The 15,155-nt window shown below is 70.7% G+C and carries 17 protein-coding genes; 10 read left to right on the forward strand and 7 right to left on the reverse strand.

Features of this window, described 5'->3' with window-relative positions:
• Positions 1 to 450 precede the first annotated feature (450 nt).
• The 5 genes from pgaA to ACHMXE_RS16365 all read left to right on the forward strand — a co-directional run bounded on the left by pgaA (position 451) and on the right by ACHMXE_RS16365 (position 6,947).
• Positions 451 to 2,646: a poly-beta-1,6 N-acetyl-D-glucosamine export porin PgaA gene (gene pgaA, locus ACHMXE_RS16345; protein ID WP_395350216.1), complete on the forward strand. Its 2,196-nt coding sequence runs from the start codon at positions 451 to 453 to the stop codon at positions 2,644 to 2,646.
• 11 nt (positions 2,647 to 2,657) lie between these two features.
• Positions 2,658 to 4,769, forward strand: coding sequence for a poly-beta-1,6-N-acetyl-D-glucosamine N-deacetylase PgaB (pgaB, locus tag ACHMXE_RS16350; RefSeq protein WP_395350217.1), 2,112 nt, complete (start codon positions 2,658 to 2,660; stop codon positions 4,767 to 4,769).
• Positions 4,766 to 6,073, forward strand: coding sequence for a poly-beta-1,6-N-acetyl-D-glucosamine synthase (gene pgaC, locus ACHMXE_RS16355; RefSeq protein ID WP_203202823.1), 1,308 nt, complete (start codon positions 4,766 to 4,768; stop codon positions 6,071 to 6,073). The genes pgaB and pgaC overlap by 4 nt, the downstream gene beginning before the upstream one ends.
• The gene (pgaD, locus tag ACHMXE_RS16360; RefSeq protein WP_395350218.1) at positions 6,066 to 6,650 is read left to right on the forward strand and encodes a poly-beta-1,6-N-acetyl-D-glucosamine biosynthesis protein PgaD; all 585 of its coding nucleotides are present in this window, start codon (positions 6,066 to 6,068) and stop codon (positions 6,648 to 6,650) included. Before pgaC ends, pgaD begins: the two co-directional genes overlap by 8 nt.
• A 69-nt stretch (positions 6,651 to 6,719) precedes the next feature.
• Complete coding sequence (locus ACHMXE_RS16365) at positions 6,720 to 6,947, forward strand: hypothetical protein (RefSeq protein WP_209541947.1); 228 nt, start codon at positions 6,720 to 6,722, stop codon at positions 6,945 to 6,947.
• A 4-nt stretch (positions 6,948 to 6,951) separates the two neighbouring features.
• Here ACHMXE_RS16365 and ACHMXE_RS16370 read toward each other — a convergent pair whose 3' ends face one another.
• A complete protein-coding gene (locus ACHMXE_RS16370) occupies positions 6,952 to 7,164 on the reverse strand; it encodes a helix-turn-helix domain-containing protein (RefSeq protein WP_395350219.1) in 213 nt (70 codons plus the stop codon).
• Between the two features lie 472 nt (positions 7,165 to 7,636).
• On the opposite strand from ACHMXE_RS16370, the gene ACHMXE_RS16375 reads away from it, so the two are divergent.
• The 4 genes from ACHMXE_RS16375 to ACHMXE_RS16390 all read left to right on the forward strand — a co-directional run bounded on the left by ACHMXE_RS16375 (position 7,637) and on the right by ACHMXE_RS16390 (position 10,646).
• Complete coding sequence (locus ACHMXE_RS16375; protein WP_395350220.1) at positions 7,637 to 9,037, forward strand: EAL domain-containing protein; 1,401 nt, start codon at positions 7,637 to 7,639, stop codon at positions 9,035 to 9,037.
• On the forward strand, positions 9,034 to 9,366 hold the full coding sequence (locus ACHMXE_RS16380) for a hypothetical protein (protein ID WP_209541944.1): 333 nt from the start codon (positions 9,034 to 9,036) through the stop codon (positions 9,364 to 9,366). The genes ACHMXE_RS16375 and ACHMXE_RS16380 overlap by 4 nt, the downstream gene beginning before the upstream one ends.
• Positions 9,367 to 9,521: 155 nt before the next feature.
• Entirely contained in the window at positions 9,522 to 10,253 is a 732-nt protein-coding gene (locus ACHMXE_RS16385) for a Crp/Fnr family transcriptional regulator (RefSeq protein ID WP_395350221.1), read from the forward strand.
• A gap of 177 nt (positions 10,254 to 10,430) precedes the next feature.
• Complete coding sequence (locus ACHMXE_RS16390; protein WP_203202817.1) at positions 10,431 to 10,646, forward strand: hypothetical protein; 216 nt, start codon at positions 10,431 to 10,433, stop codon at positions 10,644 to 10,646.
• A 30-nt stretch (positions 10,647 to 10,676) separates the two neighbouring features.
• On the opposite strand, the gene ACHMXE_RS16395 is transcribed toward ACHMXE_RS16390, so the two are convergent.
• Positions 10,677 to 11,060, reverse strand: coding sequence for an immunity 22 family protein (locus ACHMXE_RS16395; RefSeq protein WP_395350222.1), 384 nt, complete (start codon positions 11,058 to 11,060; stop codon positions 10,677 to 10,679).
• A gap of 239 nt (positions 11,061 to 11,299) precedes the next feature.
• Here ACHMXE_RS16395 and ACHMXE_RS16400 point away from each other — a divergent pair, with 239 nt between their 5' ends.
• Positions 11,300 to 11,728, forward strand: a complete 429-nt coding sequence (locus tag ACHMXE_RS16400) for a hypothetical protein (protein WP_395350223.1) — start codon at positions 11,300 to 11,302, stop codon at positions 11,726 to 11,728.
• Positions 11,729 to 11,770: 42 nt separating this feature from the next.
• Here ACHMXE_RS16400 and ACHMXE_RS16405 read toward each other — a convergent pair whose 3' ends face one another.
• The 5 genes from ACHMXE_RS16405 to ACHMXE_RS16425 form a co-directional block, all read right to left on the reverse strand.
• Positions 11,771 to 12,055 (reverse strand): hypothetical protein, encoded by a 285-nt coding sequence (locus ACHMXE_RS16405; protein ID WP_203202814.1) that lies wholly within the window; start codon positions 12,053 to 12,055, stop codon positions 11,771 to 11,773.
• Between the two features lie 134 nt (positions 12,056 to 12,189).
• Positions 12,190 to 13,155 carry an ornithine cyclodeaminase family protein gene (locus ACHMXE_RS16410; protein ID WP_395350225.1) on the reverse strand — a complete coding sequence of 322 codons (966 nt, stop codon included), beginning with the start codon at positions 13,153 to 13,155 and terminating at the stop codon, positions 12,190 to 12,192.
• Positions 13,152 to 14,036 (reverse strand): alpha/beta hydrolase, encoded by an 885-nt coding sequence (locus ACHMXE_RS16415; protein ID WP_395350226.1) that lies wholly within the window; start codon positions 14,034 to 14,036, stop codon positions 13,152 to 13,154. The genes ACHMXE_RS16410 and ACHMXE_RS16415 overlap by 4 nt, the downstream gene beginning before the upstream one ends.
• The gene (locus ACHMXE_RS16420) at positions 14,033 to 14,596 is read right to left on the reverse strand and encodes an exonuclease (RefSeq protein ID WP_395350227.1); all 564 of its coding nucleotides are present in this window, start codon (positions 14,594 to 14,596) and stop codon (positions 14,033 to 14,035) included. The genes ACHMXE_RS16415 and ACHMXE_RS16420 overlap by 4 nt, the downstream gene beginning before the upstream one ends.
• Positions 14,593 to 15,102, reverse strand: coding sequence for a 2'-5' RNA ligase family protein (locus ACHMXE_RS16425; protein WP_395350228.1), 510 nt, complete (start codon positions 15,100 to 15,102; stop codon positions 14,593 to 14,595). Before ACHMXE_RS16425 ends, ACHMXE_RS16420 begins: the two co-directional genes overlap by 4 nt.
• Between the last annotated feature and the right edge of the window lie 53 nt (positions 15,103 to 15,155).

Consider the following 15,155-nt stretch of genomic DNA (forward strand, 5'->3'; position numbering starts at 1 on the left):
CGGAAAGCGAACGTATCGCCGCACCGAGGCCGAGTGACGCTGCGTACGCCCATGGCGTACGCAGCGTTGAAGCCCCTGGATTCAGGGACCTCGGCCTTTTACGCTCCCTTACGGATCGGCGAGGTCTTTTGACTATTTCCTACAGCGTGGCTCGGAGGCCCGGCGATAAGGTTCAACCGAATAACCAATCGCATCTGGACCTTGAGAAAGAAACCTCACCACGCTGTCACACACCCCGCACGCACCCAACCTCACCCGACCTTCCTTCGTTCCACCTTCCCCCTCTCCGCCGCAGCATTGCTTGTCGCGGCGGGGTGGGCCGGTGCGAGCCCGCAGGTCAGGGCACAGGTGGTGGAGCGCCCCGGTGTCTCGACATCCTCTTCCCGCCCCTCGGCTGACGCCGCCGCCGCGGGTTACGAAACCTCCGCCCACGACGCGCTCGTCGAACGGGTGCGCGCCGGCAGCGCGACACCGGCCGCGGCGCTCGATGCGCTGCGGGCCTGGTTCCCGCGCGCCGCGACCGCGGCCCAGCGCGAGCGCATCGCGTCCGACGGCGTGGTGTGGGCGCTGCAGGCCGACAACCCACGGGAATCCGTGGGATGGGCGCGCGCCGTGCCGCTCGACCGCCTCGCGGGCTATGCCTTCGAGTCCGCGTTCGTCGCCGCGCGCCGCGTCGACGACCGCATCCTGCAACTCCAGCTCACCGCGTTGCAGCCCACGCAGCGCATCGTGCGGCGCGAGAACGCCTTCGCGCTCGAGGACCAGGGCTCGCTGACCGAGGCTTTGGCGCAGGCCGAAGCCGCCGAGCGCGCCGCGCCCGGCAGCTTCAATGCCTTCGAGCTCGCGAGCCTGCGCCAGCAGGCGCTGGGCCAGCGGCTGCGCTGGGCCATCGCGGAGCGCGACCAGCGCGGCGGCGAGGGCCCCGAGCGCTTCGAGTCCATCGACGCACTGCTGCCGCTCTATCCGAACGAGCTGCAGGGGGCCGCCGATGCGGTGCAGCGCGCCACGCAGTCCAACGAAGCGGACGCGCTCGAACGCTGGAAGGCGCTGTACCTGCGCCTCTATGCCGACCACCTGCTCGCCGTCTCCGCGCGCGGCCGCTTCCCCGAGGTGACGGCCGCCTACGAGCGCTGGCAGGCCGAGCATCCGCAGCAGCCGCTGCCCTACTACGCGCTGTCCGACGTGGCCGGCGCCTACCAGCAGCAGCGCCGCTCCGACCTTGCCGTGCCGATCTACGAGGAGGCGCTGCGCAGTGGCGGCGATGCCATCCCCGTGCCCAGCGACACCCACACCGGCCTGGTCTATGCCTACCTCGACACCGCGCGCTTCGAGGACGCCGAGGCCCTGCTGCAGAAGCTCGAGCAGGCCACGCCGCCGCTGCTGCGGCTCACGCCCGAGCAGGGCCGGCCCAACCCCGAGTACGCCGAGGTGCGCAACCTGCGCGCGCTCTACCAGCTCTACACCGAGCGGCCCTGGCAGGCCGAGACCAGCTTCCGCGGCCTGACCTCGCTCGCGCCGCTCAACGCGGGCTTCCGCTCGGGCCTGGCCGAGACCATGAAGCTGCGCGACAAGCCCGACGAGGCGCTGGGCCGCTACCGCGAGACGCTGGTCGACCATCCGTGGGACGTGGCCGCGCGCGCCGGCTACGCGGGCGCGCTGTTCGATGCCGGCGAGATGCGCGCCGGCCGCGAACTGACCGAGAGCCTGCAGGCCGAGGCCCCCGAATCGATCGCCGTGCGCAATGCCGTCACGCAGCGCGACACGCTCTACGCGGCGCGGCTCGATGTCGATGCCGACTACGGCCAGGGCCACGGCAGCAGCGTGCTGGCCGACCGCGACTGGCGCGTCGACTCCAAGCTCTCGTCGCCACTGTGGGACGACCGCTGGCGCCTGTTCTTCCGCCAGGTGTTCGCGCGCGGCGACACCTCGCTGGGCAACATCGACCTGTCGCGCACCGGCGTCGGCGTCGAATACCTGCAGGGCCGCTGGCGCGCCAGCGCCGAGTTGCACCAGGCCGACAAGGGCCGCTACCGCACCGGCCTCGCGCTCGGCGTGGACTGGCGTGCCAGCGACAGTTGGCGCTTCTCGGCGCGCTTCGACTCGAACAGCCTCGACACGCCCTGGAAGGCGCGGCTGGCGAACGTCGGCGCGCATTCGGCCGAGCTCGGCGCCACCTACGTGGTCAACGAGTCGCGCGCCTTCGAGGCCCGCTACCAGCGCATGGACTTCAGCGATGGGAACGCGCGCGACGGCTTCGGCCTGAGCTGGCGCGAGCGCCTCGTGAGCGGCCCGCGCTTCCAGCTCGAAGGCACGCTCTCGGGCGAGACCGGGCGCTACGACCGCCAGGACGTCGACTACTTCGCGCCGCGCCGCGAGAGCGCGCTGCAGGTCGGCCTGACCGGCAAGTACCTGGGCTGGAAGCGCGACGACCGCCGCTTCTCGCATGTCTTCGGCGTCGAGGCCGGCGGCTACCGGCAGCAGGGTTTCGGCGGCGGAGCGCTCTGGTCGCTGCGCTACGGCCACGAATGGGTGTTCGGCCGTTCGGCCACGCTGGCCTACGGCCTGGGCATCGCGAGCCATCCCTACGACGGGGTGCGCGAGCGCCGCCGCTTCGTCTATCTCAATCTGTCGGTGCCGTTCCAATGAAGAAGATGTTCATGACGACCAGCCTGGTCCCGCGGATGGCCGCGCTGCTGCTCGCCACGCTGCTCGCCGGCGCCGCGCTGGCCCAGGGCCTGCCGCGCGCCACCGCGCTGGCGGCGCCCGATGTCGACGACGGCAAGACCTTCCGCGCCATCGCGATGCACGACGTGCGCCACAACGTGCGCGAGAGCTTCGTCGACGAGCCCGAACCCACCGCGCTCGACGAGCGCACCGTGGCCGACTTCTTCGCCTGGCTGCGCAGCTCGGGCCACCACCCGGTGAGCCTGCAGCAGATCGTCGACGCGCGCGCCGGCGGCCGGCCGCTGCCCTCGAAGGCCGTGCTGCTGACCTTCGACGACGGCTACGAGAGCTTCTATTCGAAGGTCTATCCGCTGCTGAAGCAATTCCGCTATCCGGCCGTGATGGCGCTGGTCACGGGCTGGCTCGAAGTGCCGCCGGGCCAGGTGGTCGAGGGCTACGGCGCGCGCAATCCCCTGAAGCGCGAGGCCTTCATCACCTGGAGCCAGGCGCGCGAGATGGGCGCCTCGGGCCTGGTCGAATTCGCGAGCCACGGCGACGCGATCCACACCGGCGTGCCCGGCAATCCGCAGGGCAACCTGCAGCCCGCGGCCGTCACGCACCGCTACGACAGCGCCACCGGCCGCTACGAGGACGACGCGGCCTGGGTCGCGCGCGTCGAGGCCGACCTGCGCCGCAGCCGCGGCCTGATCGAGGCCCAGACCGGCACCCGCGTGCGCGCCATGGTGTGGCCCTACGGCGCCTACAACAAGGAGGCGCTGCGCGCGGCCGACCGCGCCGGCATGCCGATCACCCTGACGCTCGACGAGGGCGCGAACACGCCCGAGGTGCCGCTGCAGACCATCCGCCGCGGCCTCGCCACCTACGACATGTCGGTGCCCGACCTCAGCCTGCTGCGCGCCCCCGCGCGGCCCGATCCGCGCGCGCTGCACCGCGCCATGCACATCGACCTCGACCACGTCTACGACCCCGATCCGGCACAGCAGGAGGCCAACCTCTCGCGCCTGCTCGACCGGGTGCAGGCCATCGGCCCCTCGGCGGTCTACCTGCAGGCCTTCGCCGATCCCGACGGCGACGGCGCGGCCGATGCGCTGTACTTCCCGAACCGGCACCTGCCGATGCGCGCCGACCTGTTCAACCGCGTCGCCTGGCAATTGCGCACGCGCACCGGGGTCGAGGTCTATGCGTGGATGCCTGTGCTGGCGTTCAAGCTGCCCGCGAACAACCCGCTCGCCGACGTGCGCGTGACGCACCTCGCACCCACGTCGGACGCGGCGCGCGACCAGACGCGCTACCACCGGCTCTCGCCGGCCGATGCGCGCGTGCGCGCCCTGATCGGCGACATCTACGAGGACCTCGCGAAGAACACGCCGATCGCGGGCCTGCTGTTCCACGACGACGCCACCTACAGCGACGACGAGGACGCGAGCCCCGCGGCGCTGCGCGAACTCGCCGCGCAGGGCCTGCCGGCCGACCTCGGCGCGGTGCGCGCCGATCCCGCGCTGCGCGCGCGCTGGACCGCGTGGAAGACGCGCCAGCTCACCGACTTCACGCTCGAGCTCGCGCAGCGCGCCCGAGACTGGCAGCCGCGCCTGCTGACCGCGCGCAACCTCTATGCGCGCCCGGTGCTCGAGCCCGCGGCGCAGGAGTGGTTCGCGCAGGACCTCGCGCAGTCGCTGCAGGCCTACGACTACACCGCCGTGATGGCGATGCCGTTCATGGAGCAGGCGGCCGATCCGCAGGCCTGGCTGACCGCGCTGTTCCGCCAGGTGGCGGCGCAGCCGCAGGGCCTGGCGCGCACCGTGTTCGAGCTGCAGGCGCGCGACTGGCGCAACGGCCGCATGATCGACAAGGACACGCTGGCCGCACAGTGGACGCTGCTGCACCGGCTCGGCGCACGCCACGTCGCGCTCTATCCCGACGACTTCCTCGCGGGCCAGCCGCCGCTGGTGACGGTGCGCGACATCCTGTCGGTGCGCGCCAACCTCGCGGGCGGCAAGGTCGACGGCCTCGAGACGCCGCCGGCGCTCGCGCCCAGCAAACCGGCCGCCGCCTCCGCGCCGACCGCACCGGGAGCCGCGCGATGAACCCCGACTTCTTCGGTTCCGACGTGGTGCGGGCCTTGCTCAACTACGTCTTCTACTACCCGTTCCTCGCGGCCTACGTCTGGATGGCCGGCGGCATCGCGCATGCGCTGGTGTTCGAGCGCGGCCGCCACCGCAAGGTCGATCCGCTGCCGCTGTTGCCCGAGCGGCCGCTGGTCAGCGTGATCGTGCCCTGCTTCAACGAGGGCGAGCGCGTGCAGGAGGTGATCGAGCAGCTGATGCGCAGCCACTATCCGAACTACGAGATCATCGCGGTCAACGACGGCAGCAGCGACGACACCGGCGCCATCCTCGATGCGCTGGCCACGCGCTACGGCCAGCTGCGCGTGGTGCACCACGCCACCAACCAGGGCAAGGCGGTCGCGCTCAACACGGCGGCGGTGCTGGCCAACGGCGAGTACATCCTCGGCGTGGACGGCGATGCGCTGGTCGACCCCGATGCCATCGCCTGGATGTTGACCCACATGCTGCATTCGGAGCGCGTGGGCGCCGTCACCGGCAACCCGCGCATCCGCGGCCGCACCACCCTGCTCGGGCGCATGCAGGTGGGCGAGTTCTCCTCCAACATCGGCCTCATCAAGCGCACCCAGCAGCTGGCCGGGCGGCTGTTCACGGTCTCTGGCGTGCTCTCGATGTTCCGCCGCAACGCGCTGCTCGACGTCGACTTCTGGAGCCCCGACGTCATGACCGAGGACATCGACATCAGCTGGAAGCTGCAGCTCAAGGACTGGCGCGTGCGCTACGAGCCGCGCGCGCTGTGCTGGATCCTGATGCCCGAGACCGTGCGCGGCCTCTACCGCCAGCGCCAGCGCTGGGCCACCGGCGGCATCCAGACCCTGCTGCGCTACACGGGCCAGGTGCTCAAGCCGCGCAACTTCATGATGTGGCCGGTGTTCCTCGAGTACCTGGCCAGCGTGGTCTGGGCCTACGCCATGTTTGCGGTGCTGATCCTCGCGCTGGTGCGGCGCTTCCTGCCGCCCGAGTGGCAGTACGTCGGCTTCTGGCCCGAGTGGCACGGGATGCTGCTGGGCATCACCTGCATGCTGCAGATGGGCGTGAGCCTGTGGATCGACCGCCACTACGACCGCGACATCCTGCGCTACCTGGTCTGGACCATCTGGTATCCGCTTGCCTTCTGGATGATCAACATGTTCACCACGGTCGTGGCCTTGCCGGCCACGATCCTGCGGCGCAAGGGCAAGCGCGCCCGGTGGACCAGCCCCGACAGAGGAGTGATAGCGAATGAACGATCGACTGCATCCGTCCGTGCCATCGAGCATGAATGAAGACCTGGGCCTGGGCGCCGCGCCGCCGCGCCCCAACGAGAAGGCGCCGCCGCGCGAGCGCGAATGGGCCGAGCCGCAGGGCGAGGTGCCGGTGCTCGATGCCGCGCGCATGCCGCTGAGCGCCTTCATGCGCCACAAGACGCCGCAGGGCGCGGTGTTCATGTTCGTGTGGCTGCGCATCGCGCGGCCGCTGCTGCTGGCCGCGTTCTGGGTCGGCGTGGTGTTCTATGCCTGGCACCACTTCTTCCAGGTCTGGCGGCCCGCGGAGGGCACCGACCTGCTCACGCTCTACGCGGCCTCGGTGCTGGTCATCCTGCTGGTGATGCTGCTGCTCGCGCCCGTGCGCCGGCGCGCCATCGCGGGCGAGGAAGGTCGTGGCCATTCGCCCGACAGCACCGTGGCTCAACTGGCCGAATACACTTCGCTCGCGCCGCAGCACCTCACGCTGTGGCAGCGCGCGCGGCGCCTGTTGGTGCAGCACGACCGCGACGGCCGGGTGACCGACGCGGCAGACCTCGACACCGAACCCGCGATGCTCACGCCTTCGGGCACGGCGGTACGCAAGCGCCGCGCCTGAGCCGCATCGGCCCACCCCGGGACACGGACATTTCGAATCCGGCCTCGCGGCCGTTGCTTACGCATGCCCATGAAAAAAACAGAAGTGATGGCGACGGCGATGGAGATGGCGCGAAAGGGGCTGGGCTTCACGCCGGCACTGGCCATCGAGCAGATCGCCGAATTGATCGCGCAGGAGAACCCCGCGGACGAGCTCCACGACAGCAAGGTCGAGCGGCTGCTCAAGCTGGCGGCCTGCATCTGGAGCCTGCGGCGCGACGTGGTGACGCCGCCGGGCGAGAGCGGGCGCGCGCTCTAGCACCTCAGGACGCACGTGCCTGCGCCGTGCGCCAGCGCGCGGGCGTCGTCCCTTCCGAGCCGCGGAAGGCGCGCGTGAACGAATTCAGTTCCCCGAAGCCCGGCACGAAGGCGATCTCGCCGGCCTCGAGCTGCGTGTCCTCGAGCGGTTGCCGCGCGGCCTGCTGGCGCACCTCGTCGAGCAGGCGCTGGTAGCTGGTGCCGGCCTCCTCGAGCACCACCCACGCCGGCGTTGGCCGCGTTGCCGCGCGCGCCGCCGGTTCGCCGAGGCGCCGGCCTCCCGCCGCGGGCCTGCCGATCCGATCGCCCCGATCGAACGGCGGATCGCGCCAGCCGGCGAAGCCCGGCCGGGGCGGGTCCGCGCACGGACCCGGTGTTTTCGGCAGGTCCGCCCGTTTTTGAGGCCCCGCCCCGCGGCGCCTGTGACCTAGGACACATTTGTCACCAGAAAGTTAATGCGAGTTGCTACCGTGATCCGTAGTATTCATTTCGGTTTAAGCATCTCATGCGCAATTCGCATAACCGCCCGTTCGCGAACGTGCAACGGCCGGCCTCGGGTCGGCAGCGGACCCATCCCGGCGTGTTGCGATTTCGGCGAACTTACCTAGCGGAGGAAACCAGATGGCCGTACGTGATCGCGTCACCAGCCCCGTGGCGCTTGCCTTGCCGACGCCAAGGCCTGGTCATGTCGTGCGGTCCCTCGTCGCGCCCATGGTCGCGCGCCTGCGGGCGGGCTTCGACGGCATGCGGCGCCGACGCCCGGCCGTGCCGCGCCATGCGCCTTCTTCACCGTTCCTGACGCGCGGCGGGCCCTCGGCACAGCTTCCCGTGCACTCCGCCGCCGCGCCACCCATGCCGGGCACCGGCGCGCCGCTGCGCGCCTGCGCCTTCGTCTTCATCGCGAACCTGCCGCAGCTCATGGAGGTCTACGGCGCCGAGTTCGCGCTGCACGCCAGCATCGAGATCAAGTACCGCCTGCTGACGAGCTTCGTGAGCCTGGCCGACGCCGATCTCGCCATGCTGCGGCACGACTGCTTCCTGCTGTGGAGCAACCCGGCGTTTCCGGTCGAGGACGGGCAGGCGCGGCAGGGCGCCTCGGCCCGGCTCGAGCGCCTGCTCACCGACCTCGGCGGCATGCCGGTGCAACTGCGCGACACGCGCGCGCTGGTGCAGCTGCACGTGGGCTGGAGCGACGCGCCCAGCCCCGGGCGCATGAGCCAGGCCGAGGTCGAGCTGCGGCTGTGGGCCGCGCAACCGGCGCCCGACTTCCAGCTCGCGCAGACCGAGGGCTGGCAGCGGCTCTACCGCGAGGACATGGACGTCGCGCTGCAGCTCAGCGACGCGCTGCATGCGCGCCGCCTCGCGATCGAATGGCATCCGGTGGTGGGCGCGCCCGCGCAGGCCGCCGCCTTCGCGGCGCCGCTCTATCACGAGGCGCGCTTCCACACCGAGGGCGAGCCGCACGCCGCCGCCTCGCTGCGCTCCGAGCTCTTCATACCCTGCCTGCAGCGGCTGGGCCTGGTGCGCACCTTCGACCATCTCGCGGCCGGCCGCGTGGTGCGGCAGCTGCGCCTGGGCGGCACCGTGCGCCTGGGCCTGAGCATCTCGGCGCAGAGCGCGCGGCGCGACCACTGGTGGGCCTCGCTGATGGCGCTGCTGCGGCGCGAGCCCGAGCTGGCGGCGCGCCTGGTGGTCGAGATCGCGGGCGAACCCACGCTGCCCGATCTCGAAGCGGTGCGCGACTTCTGCCTGCAGCTGCAGCTCTGCGGCTGCCGCGTCGCCATCAAGCATTTCGGCGGCGACTCCGGCAACCTCGCTGCCGCCAAGGTCTGCCGGCCCGACATCATCAAGCTCGACCCGGTCTTCATCCGGCGCGCGCGCGAGGACCGCTTCGGCCGCGAGCTGCTCGAGGAGATGCTCGCGCTGTGCGGCAGCTTCGCGCCCTCGATCGTGGTCGACGGCATCGAGCGCGAGGAGGACATCCGCGTAGCGCTCGAGGCCGGCGCCGAGTGGCTGCAGGGCTGCGGCGTGTCCGCCGTCGCGCCGCCGCACGATGGCGCGCCCGCGCGCGGCCCCGGGGGGCGCGCGTGAATGCCTCGTCCGACTTCCAGCTGCAGCTCGCGCGGCTGGGCGCGCAGATCGACGTGCTGCAGCACACGCTGCAGGAGGTCATGCGCCACGGCGTCCTGCTGCATGGCGAGCGCGCGCGCGAGCAGCTGCTGGCGCGCGACCAGTACCTGGCGCTCGAGGCCGCGATCCGCGAGCAGGAACTGCGCGACTCGCCCGCGCTGCGCGCCGCGCGTTCGGCCTGCGCCGCGTGCACGGCGGATGCACGCGAACCGGCCGGGCTGGCGATGACCGAGCGCGACACCGACGCCGAAGCTGCGCGACCTCATGGCGTGCCCGACTCCTTCGCCTAGCGCCGCATCCGCCATGGCGCGGTGCGCCGATCCCCCGGCCCAAGGCCATCGCCTTCGGCCGCGCATGTTCCGCCCGGAGGAAGCGAATCGGATGGAGCCCGTTCCCGACCATGTATCTGCATTCCCTTTTTCGAAACGTCCCGGCGGCGGAGCGCGTGGCGCTGGTCGCGCAGAGCGAATTGCGCTCGTTCCGGCGCAACGAGACCGTGCTGCGCATGGACGAGTGGACCGACAAGGTCTATTTCGTCGCCTCGGGGCTGCTGCGCGTGGTGGTCGGCGGCCATGGCGGCGCCGCGGCCGTGACCACCGATTTCGTGCGCCCGCGCGACCTGTTCCTGAGTCCCACGCTCGACGAGGCGCGCTACCAGTCGATGGCCAACCTCGTGGCCGCGCTGCCGAGCTCGGTCTACCTGATTCCCGCCTCGGCCCTGCACGACATCTGCGCCCGGCATCCGTCGGTGGCGCTCGAGCTGCTCGAGCTCACGGTCAAGCGCATGACCATCATCCGCAGCCAGTTGCGCCGCATCTCCTCGCTCACCTCCGAGACCCTGGTCGCGCGCGTGCTCTATGAGCTGACCCAGCTCGCGCCGGCCGATACCGGCGGCTTCGACAAGCGCATCTCGCAGGCCGTGATCGCGTCGTATGCCGGGCTGTCGCGCGAGGTCGTCAACAAGACCATGCGCGAGATGGAGAACCGCGGCCTGCTGTGGAAGGACGAGCACGGCATCCACGTGGTGGCCGATTTCGCGTCGACCGATCACGGCAGCTTCGAGTCGCTGGAGCCGCACGCGGCGGGCGACGAGCGCGAGGGCGACACGCCCTTCATCGCGCCGGACGAACTCGACCTGCTGCGGGCCGAGGGCGAGGACGAACCTGACCCGAAGTGAGGCTGCGTGTTCGCGTTGTTTTCCCGCGTTGTCTGGTGCGAGCTGTGAACCGCCACACAGTTGCAATGCGATCTCGCGTGCATCGAGAGGGCTCGATTCCTAGCATCGAAACCATGCGGCGATCCGTGCGATTCGACCCTCGCCGCGATCACCGATTGCGCACCTCTCGAGGCTTTCATGAGTTCCATCTTTTCCGCCTGCAACTGCAGCATCCACTACCTCGGCCGGGTCCAGCGTTCGGGCTGGATGCGGTTCTTTCCCTGGATGCGGCTGTACCAATGCGCGAACTGCAAGAAGCTGCAGTTGCTGCCGCAGAAGGAGGTGGATCGGGCGAAGGCGGCGTATGGGAGCCGGGCGACGTACGGGAAGGGTGAGCGGGAGGCGGCGCGCTAGCCGAGGTGCCCGACGCGACGAGCCTGCGTCTCAGAGGCTGTATTCGATGGTGCCCATGTAGTGCAGCGTGCCATCGCGAGTTTCCACCGAGCGCGGGGCCGCGATCTGCGCCTCGTCGATGAACACGAAGAAGTTGATGCCGCGCAGGCCCGCGGCTTCGGCGCGGCGGGACAGCTCCGCGCCCCATTGCTCGCTGTACGAATAGCCGGCCACCAGTTCCGCGATCGTCGGCGCGAGGCCCCAGCCGTATTCGAGGAAGTCGTGGTCGTACCAGGTCTCGCCCTGGTCGCGCGCGAATGGCGAGAGCGGGTCGTCGTCGCCACGCTCGTCGCTGTAGTCCTCGGCAAAGTAGGAGGCCGGGAAATCCTCGGGGATGGTGCCTACCCAGAAATGGCAGGTCTGAGTCTGGTGCATGGCGCGCGCTTTCCTTGCGAGGCGGACGGGGGTTTCGATGCGAAGCGGACGATCGATTCTCCGCTTTCGCCGTCGACCGACCCCCACTAGCAGAACCGACGCCATTCGGCTCGCCGTTCCCCTGCAACCTGCGCGCGCCCGGGGTCGTCATCAATCCGCCTTGCCCGAGGACTACCGTGATCCAGGGTTTTCCCTAGAAGAAAACCCTGTCCAAACAACTCCTCCGACATCCAACCGACATGAAGACCTCCTACCAACTCGCCCTCGTGGCCGCTCTTTCCGTGATGGCCGTGGCCTCCGTCCAGGCCCAGACCACGGGCGGCCGCAGCCGCGAAGCCGTCGAAGCCGAAGCCATTGCCACGGCCCACGCGCCCGATCAGAACGTGACCCGCGGCTCGCGCGGCCCCGAAACGGTGAAGCCGATGGCCGACGTCGATGCGATGTACCAGCAGGCCGTGGCCACCGCGCACGCGGCCGACCAGAACGTGACCCGTGGCTCGCGCGGCCCGGAAACGGTGAAGCCGATGGCTGACCCCGCGAAGGTCTACAACGACGCCGTGGCAGCCGCCTCGGCGCCCGACCAGAACGTGGTGAGCGGTTCGCGCGTGAACAGCAAGGTGATCTCGACGATGCAGAACCCGGCGCTGACCGCGGCGCAGGGCAAGTAAGCAGGAAGCAGGGGACGCCCGGGCCGAGGGCCCGGTGCTTCCCTATGCGAAGGAGGCGCGCGGCGGCGAACCCGAGGCCATGCGCCTCAGCATCGCGTTCTGCCGCGCCTCCTCGGCGTCGCGCAGGCTCTTGGCGGCGCGCGCCGCCACGTAGCTCACGTACAGGGTCTCGATGGCGCGGCCCCAGTCGTGGGCCTGCTGCGAAACGCCCTCGGCCCTCACCGGCGAGCCCGTCACGACATGCGTCGACAGGTCGTCCTCGGGGCGCGCGGGCACGTCGATGCCGGCCTTGCCGAGGATGGCGGCTTTCTGAACGATGGTGAGCATGCGTGGGTCTCCCTGTGTGCAATGCCAGATTAACGGCCGTTCGCGCGGCGCGCCATCCGTCGCTTGACGTATGCGCGCGCCCTCGCGAGGCGCCGACTGGCCATAAGCACTAGGCGTGCCATGCAGTCATAGGTCTACAGCGAGGTTGCGGCCGATTGCCACACCAGCGTGGCGGCGGTCAGGTCCTCGAGCGCGCTGCCGACGGCCTTGAACACGGTGCGTTCGTCGCTGTCCGGGCTCGTGCGCCCACCGCATTCGCCGCGGCACAGCGCGGCCAGCGTGCCCTGCACCGCCTCGGCGCGCAGCGTGCCGGCCGCGATCGCGTCGAGCAGATCGCCGGCCTTCATCAGTGCCTCGGGCGTGTCGATGAAGGTGCGCGCCCCCTCGAAGCACTGCGCATCGGCCTCACGCATGGCGGGCGTGAAGCTGCCGATCAGGTCGAGGTGCGAACCCGGCGCGAGCCATTCGCCGCGCACCAGCGGCGCGGTGGCCAGCGTGGCGCAACTGACGATGTCGGCCTGCCGCACGGCGGCCTCGAGGCCCGCGGGGCCCGGCGCGGCCGCGCGCGCACCGCTCCAGCCCTGCGCGCGCCATTGCGCGGCCAGCGCCTCGGCGCCTTCGGGGCGGTGGTTCCATACCGTCACCTCCTCGATGGGGCGCACGCTCGCATGGGCCGCGGGCAGCATGCGCGCGATGCGGCCGGTGCCCAGCACCAGCAGCCGCCGCGCATCGCCGCGCGCCAGGAACGAGGCGCCGAGCGCCGAGGCCGCGGCGGTGCGGTGGGCCGTGAGCTCGTCGCCGTCCATCAGCGCGAGCGGCACGCCGGTGTGCGCGTCGTACAGCACGTAGGTGGCATGCAGGCCGGGCAGGCCGCGCGCGCCGTTGCCCGGAAAGATGTTGATGGTCTTGATGCCGAGGAAGCCGGCCTCGCTCCAGGCCGGCATGATCAGCACGGTGCCCTTGTCGCCGCTCGCGTTGTCGATGGCGTGCACGTGGCGCGGCGGCACCTGGGCCTCGGCCGCGAAGGCGGCGCGCAGCGCGGGCACGAGGCGCTCGAAGCCCAGTGGGGCACGGGTGGCGGCGGCGTCGAAGTGCTTCATCGGGCGGGCGGGGTGGGTGCGATGGGTGCTGTGGCCAGTGCGGCTTCGAAGAACTCCGCGAGCGCGCGCTGATAGGTGGTGCCGAAGCGGGCGTCGCTCATCGGCTCGAGATGGCCGGCGCCGGGCACCTCGATCAGCCGCCTGGGCTCGCGCGCGTCGGCCAGCAGGCGCCGCGAGTGGTCGATGGGGATCACGGCATCGGCCGTGCCGTGGATCAGCAGCAGCGGAATCGGCGAGAGGGCGGCCACGTATTTCGAGGCGGCGTAGCCGTCGCCCACGAGCAGGCCGGCGCCCGCGACCTTGTCGTTGGCGATCGACGAGTAGGAATAAAAGGTCGACTCGATCGCCACCGCGCGCACGCCGGCGCGGTTGCCCGCGCCCACGGCCGCGATCGCATTGGTGCCGCCGAGGCTCTGGCCGAACACCAGCAAGCGCGCGGGATCGACGTCGGCGCGCGAGCGCACGTGGTCGATGGCGCTGCCCGAGTCCTCGAACACGCCGCGGGGCTCGGGCTTGCCTTCGGAGTCGCCGTAGCCGCGGTAGTCGAACACGAAGACGTTGAAGTCCTGCTTCGGCAGCCAGGCGACGAAGCGCCAGTGCGAAGACATGTTCTGTGCGTTGCCATGGAAATGGATCACCGTGCCCTTGGCCTCGCGCGGATCGGCACGGCCCGCGGCCGGAATGAACCAGCCGCTGAGCGCGGTGCCGTCGGTGCTCCGGAAGCGCACGCGTTCGTAGCGCAGGCCCAGCGCGTCGGGCGTCTCGTAGCGCACGCGGTCGGGGTAATAGAACATCGACTCGACGCAGCCGCCGAGCAGCAGCAGCGGCAGCGCGAGCAGTGCGCGACCGGCCAGGCGCGCGAGACGGCGTGGAGCGCTCATGGCGTGGCGGCGCGGCTTTCCGCCAGCATGTTGCAGAACAGCGCGCCCTGCTCGATCGCATCGTCGAGCGCCACGTGGTTGTGCGGCAGCCCGGGATCGAACCAGCGCCGCGGCATCGCGCGTTTGGTGCTGTCGCGGTAGTCGGTCTTCAGCAGGGCCATGGCGAAGGTCTTGACGTCGAGCGCCGAATGGCTGAACGGGCTTTCGCCCGCGAAGCGCATCAGGTACCAGTAGACGAACAGGAAGTCGAATCCCGCCGGGTAGGCCACGAAGACCGGCCGCGCCTTCAGGTCCTTGAGCCAGGCCACGTAGTTCTTCATCGCGTGCGCGGGCTCTTGCAAGTCGCTGCGGCAGGCGGCCCAGGCTTCGGGCTGCGTTTGCCACCACGCGGCGGTCTTCGGGTCGGCCTCGGCGCCGGGCAGGGTGTGCAGGTTCGCGCTGAAGGTCGACACCAGCTTCTTGTCGGCCGTGTAGGCGGCCGAGCCGAAGCTCAGCATCGAATGCGGGCCGGGGATGGGGCCGTCGGATTCGACGTCGGTGCTGATGTAGATCTCGGTCATGGGATTCGATCGTTAGGAGGCGCGGTTTGCGCGAGGCCGGGCAGTCGAAAGACATGCAGGTCCTTCCAGTGTCCCGTCGAGTTCTCGATCAGCGCGACCTGCGTGCATTCCGCGCGAACGGCGCCCGAAGCGAGCAGCCGCGCCTGCAGTTGGCCCGCGGCTGCTTCCGCGCTGCTCGCGCTTCCGTGGGCCACGGTGAGATGAGGCACCACGCCCTGGTGCTCGCCGCCGTAGGGCCGGAAGTCCGGAAAGGCCTCGACGAGCGCCAATGTCATCGAGATGAAGGGCGCCGCGGGTTCGGGCGCGAGGTAGGCCGTCGCTGGAAAGCGCCCGAGCTTGCCGAGCACGAAGGAGAACGCGCGGGTGCCGTCGAGCACCTGCTGTGCGCGTGTCAGCACTTCCGCCGTGATCAGCGCGGGGTCCATGAAGGGCACGAGCAGCGTGATATGCGCCGGCACGCCGAGCGCGACCGTTGCGTCGTGGTGCCGCCGCAGGTCCCCGACCATCGGCTCGGCGGCGGGGGACCTTGACGACGAATGCGGAGATGGCCATCGGGCGG

It is taken from the genome of Variovorax sp. UC122_21, from assembly GCF_044056785.1.
Lineage (GTDB): Bacteria > Pseudomonadota > Gammaproteobacteria > Burkholderiales > Burkholderiaceae_C > Variovorax.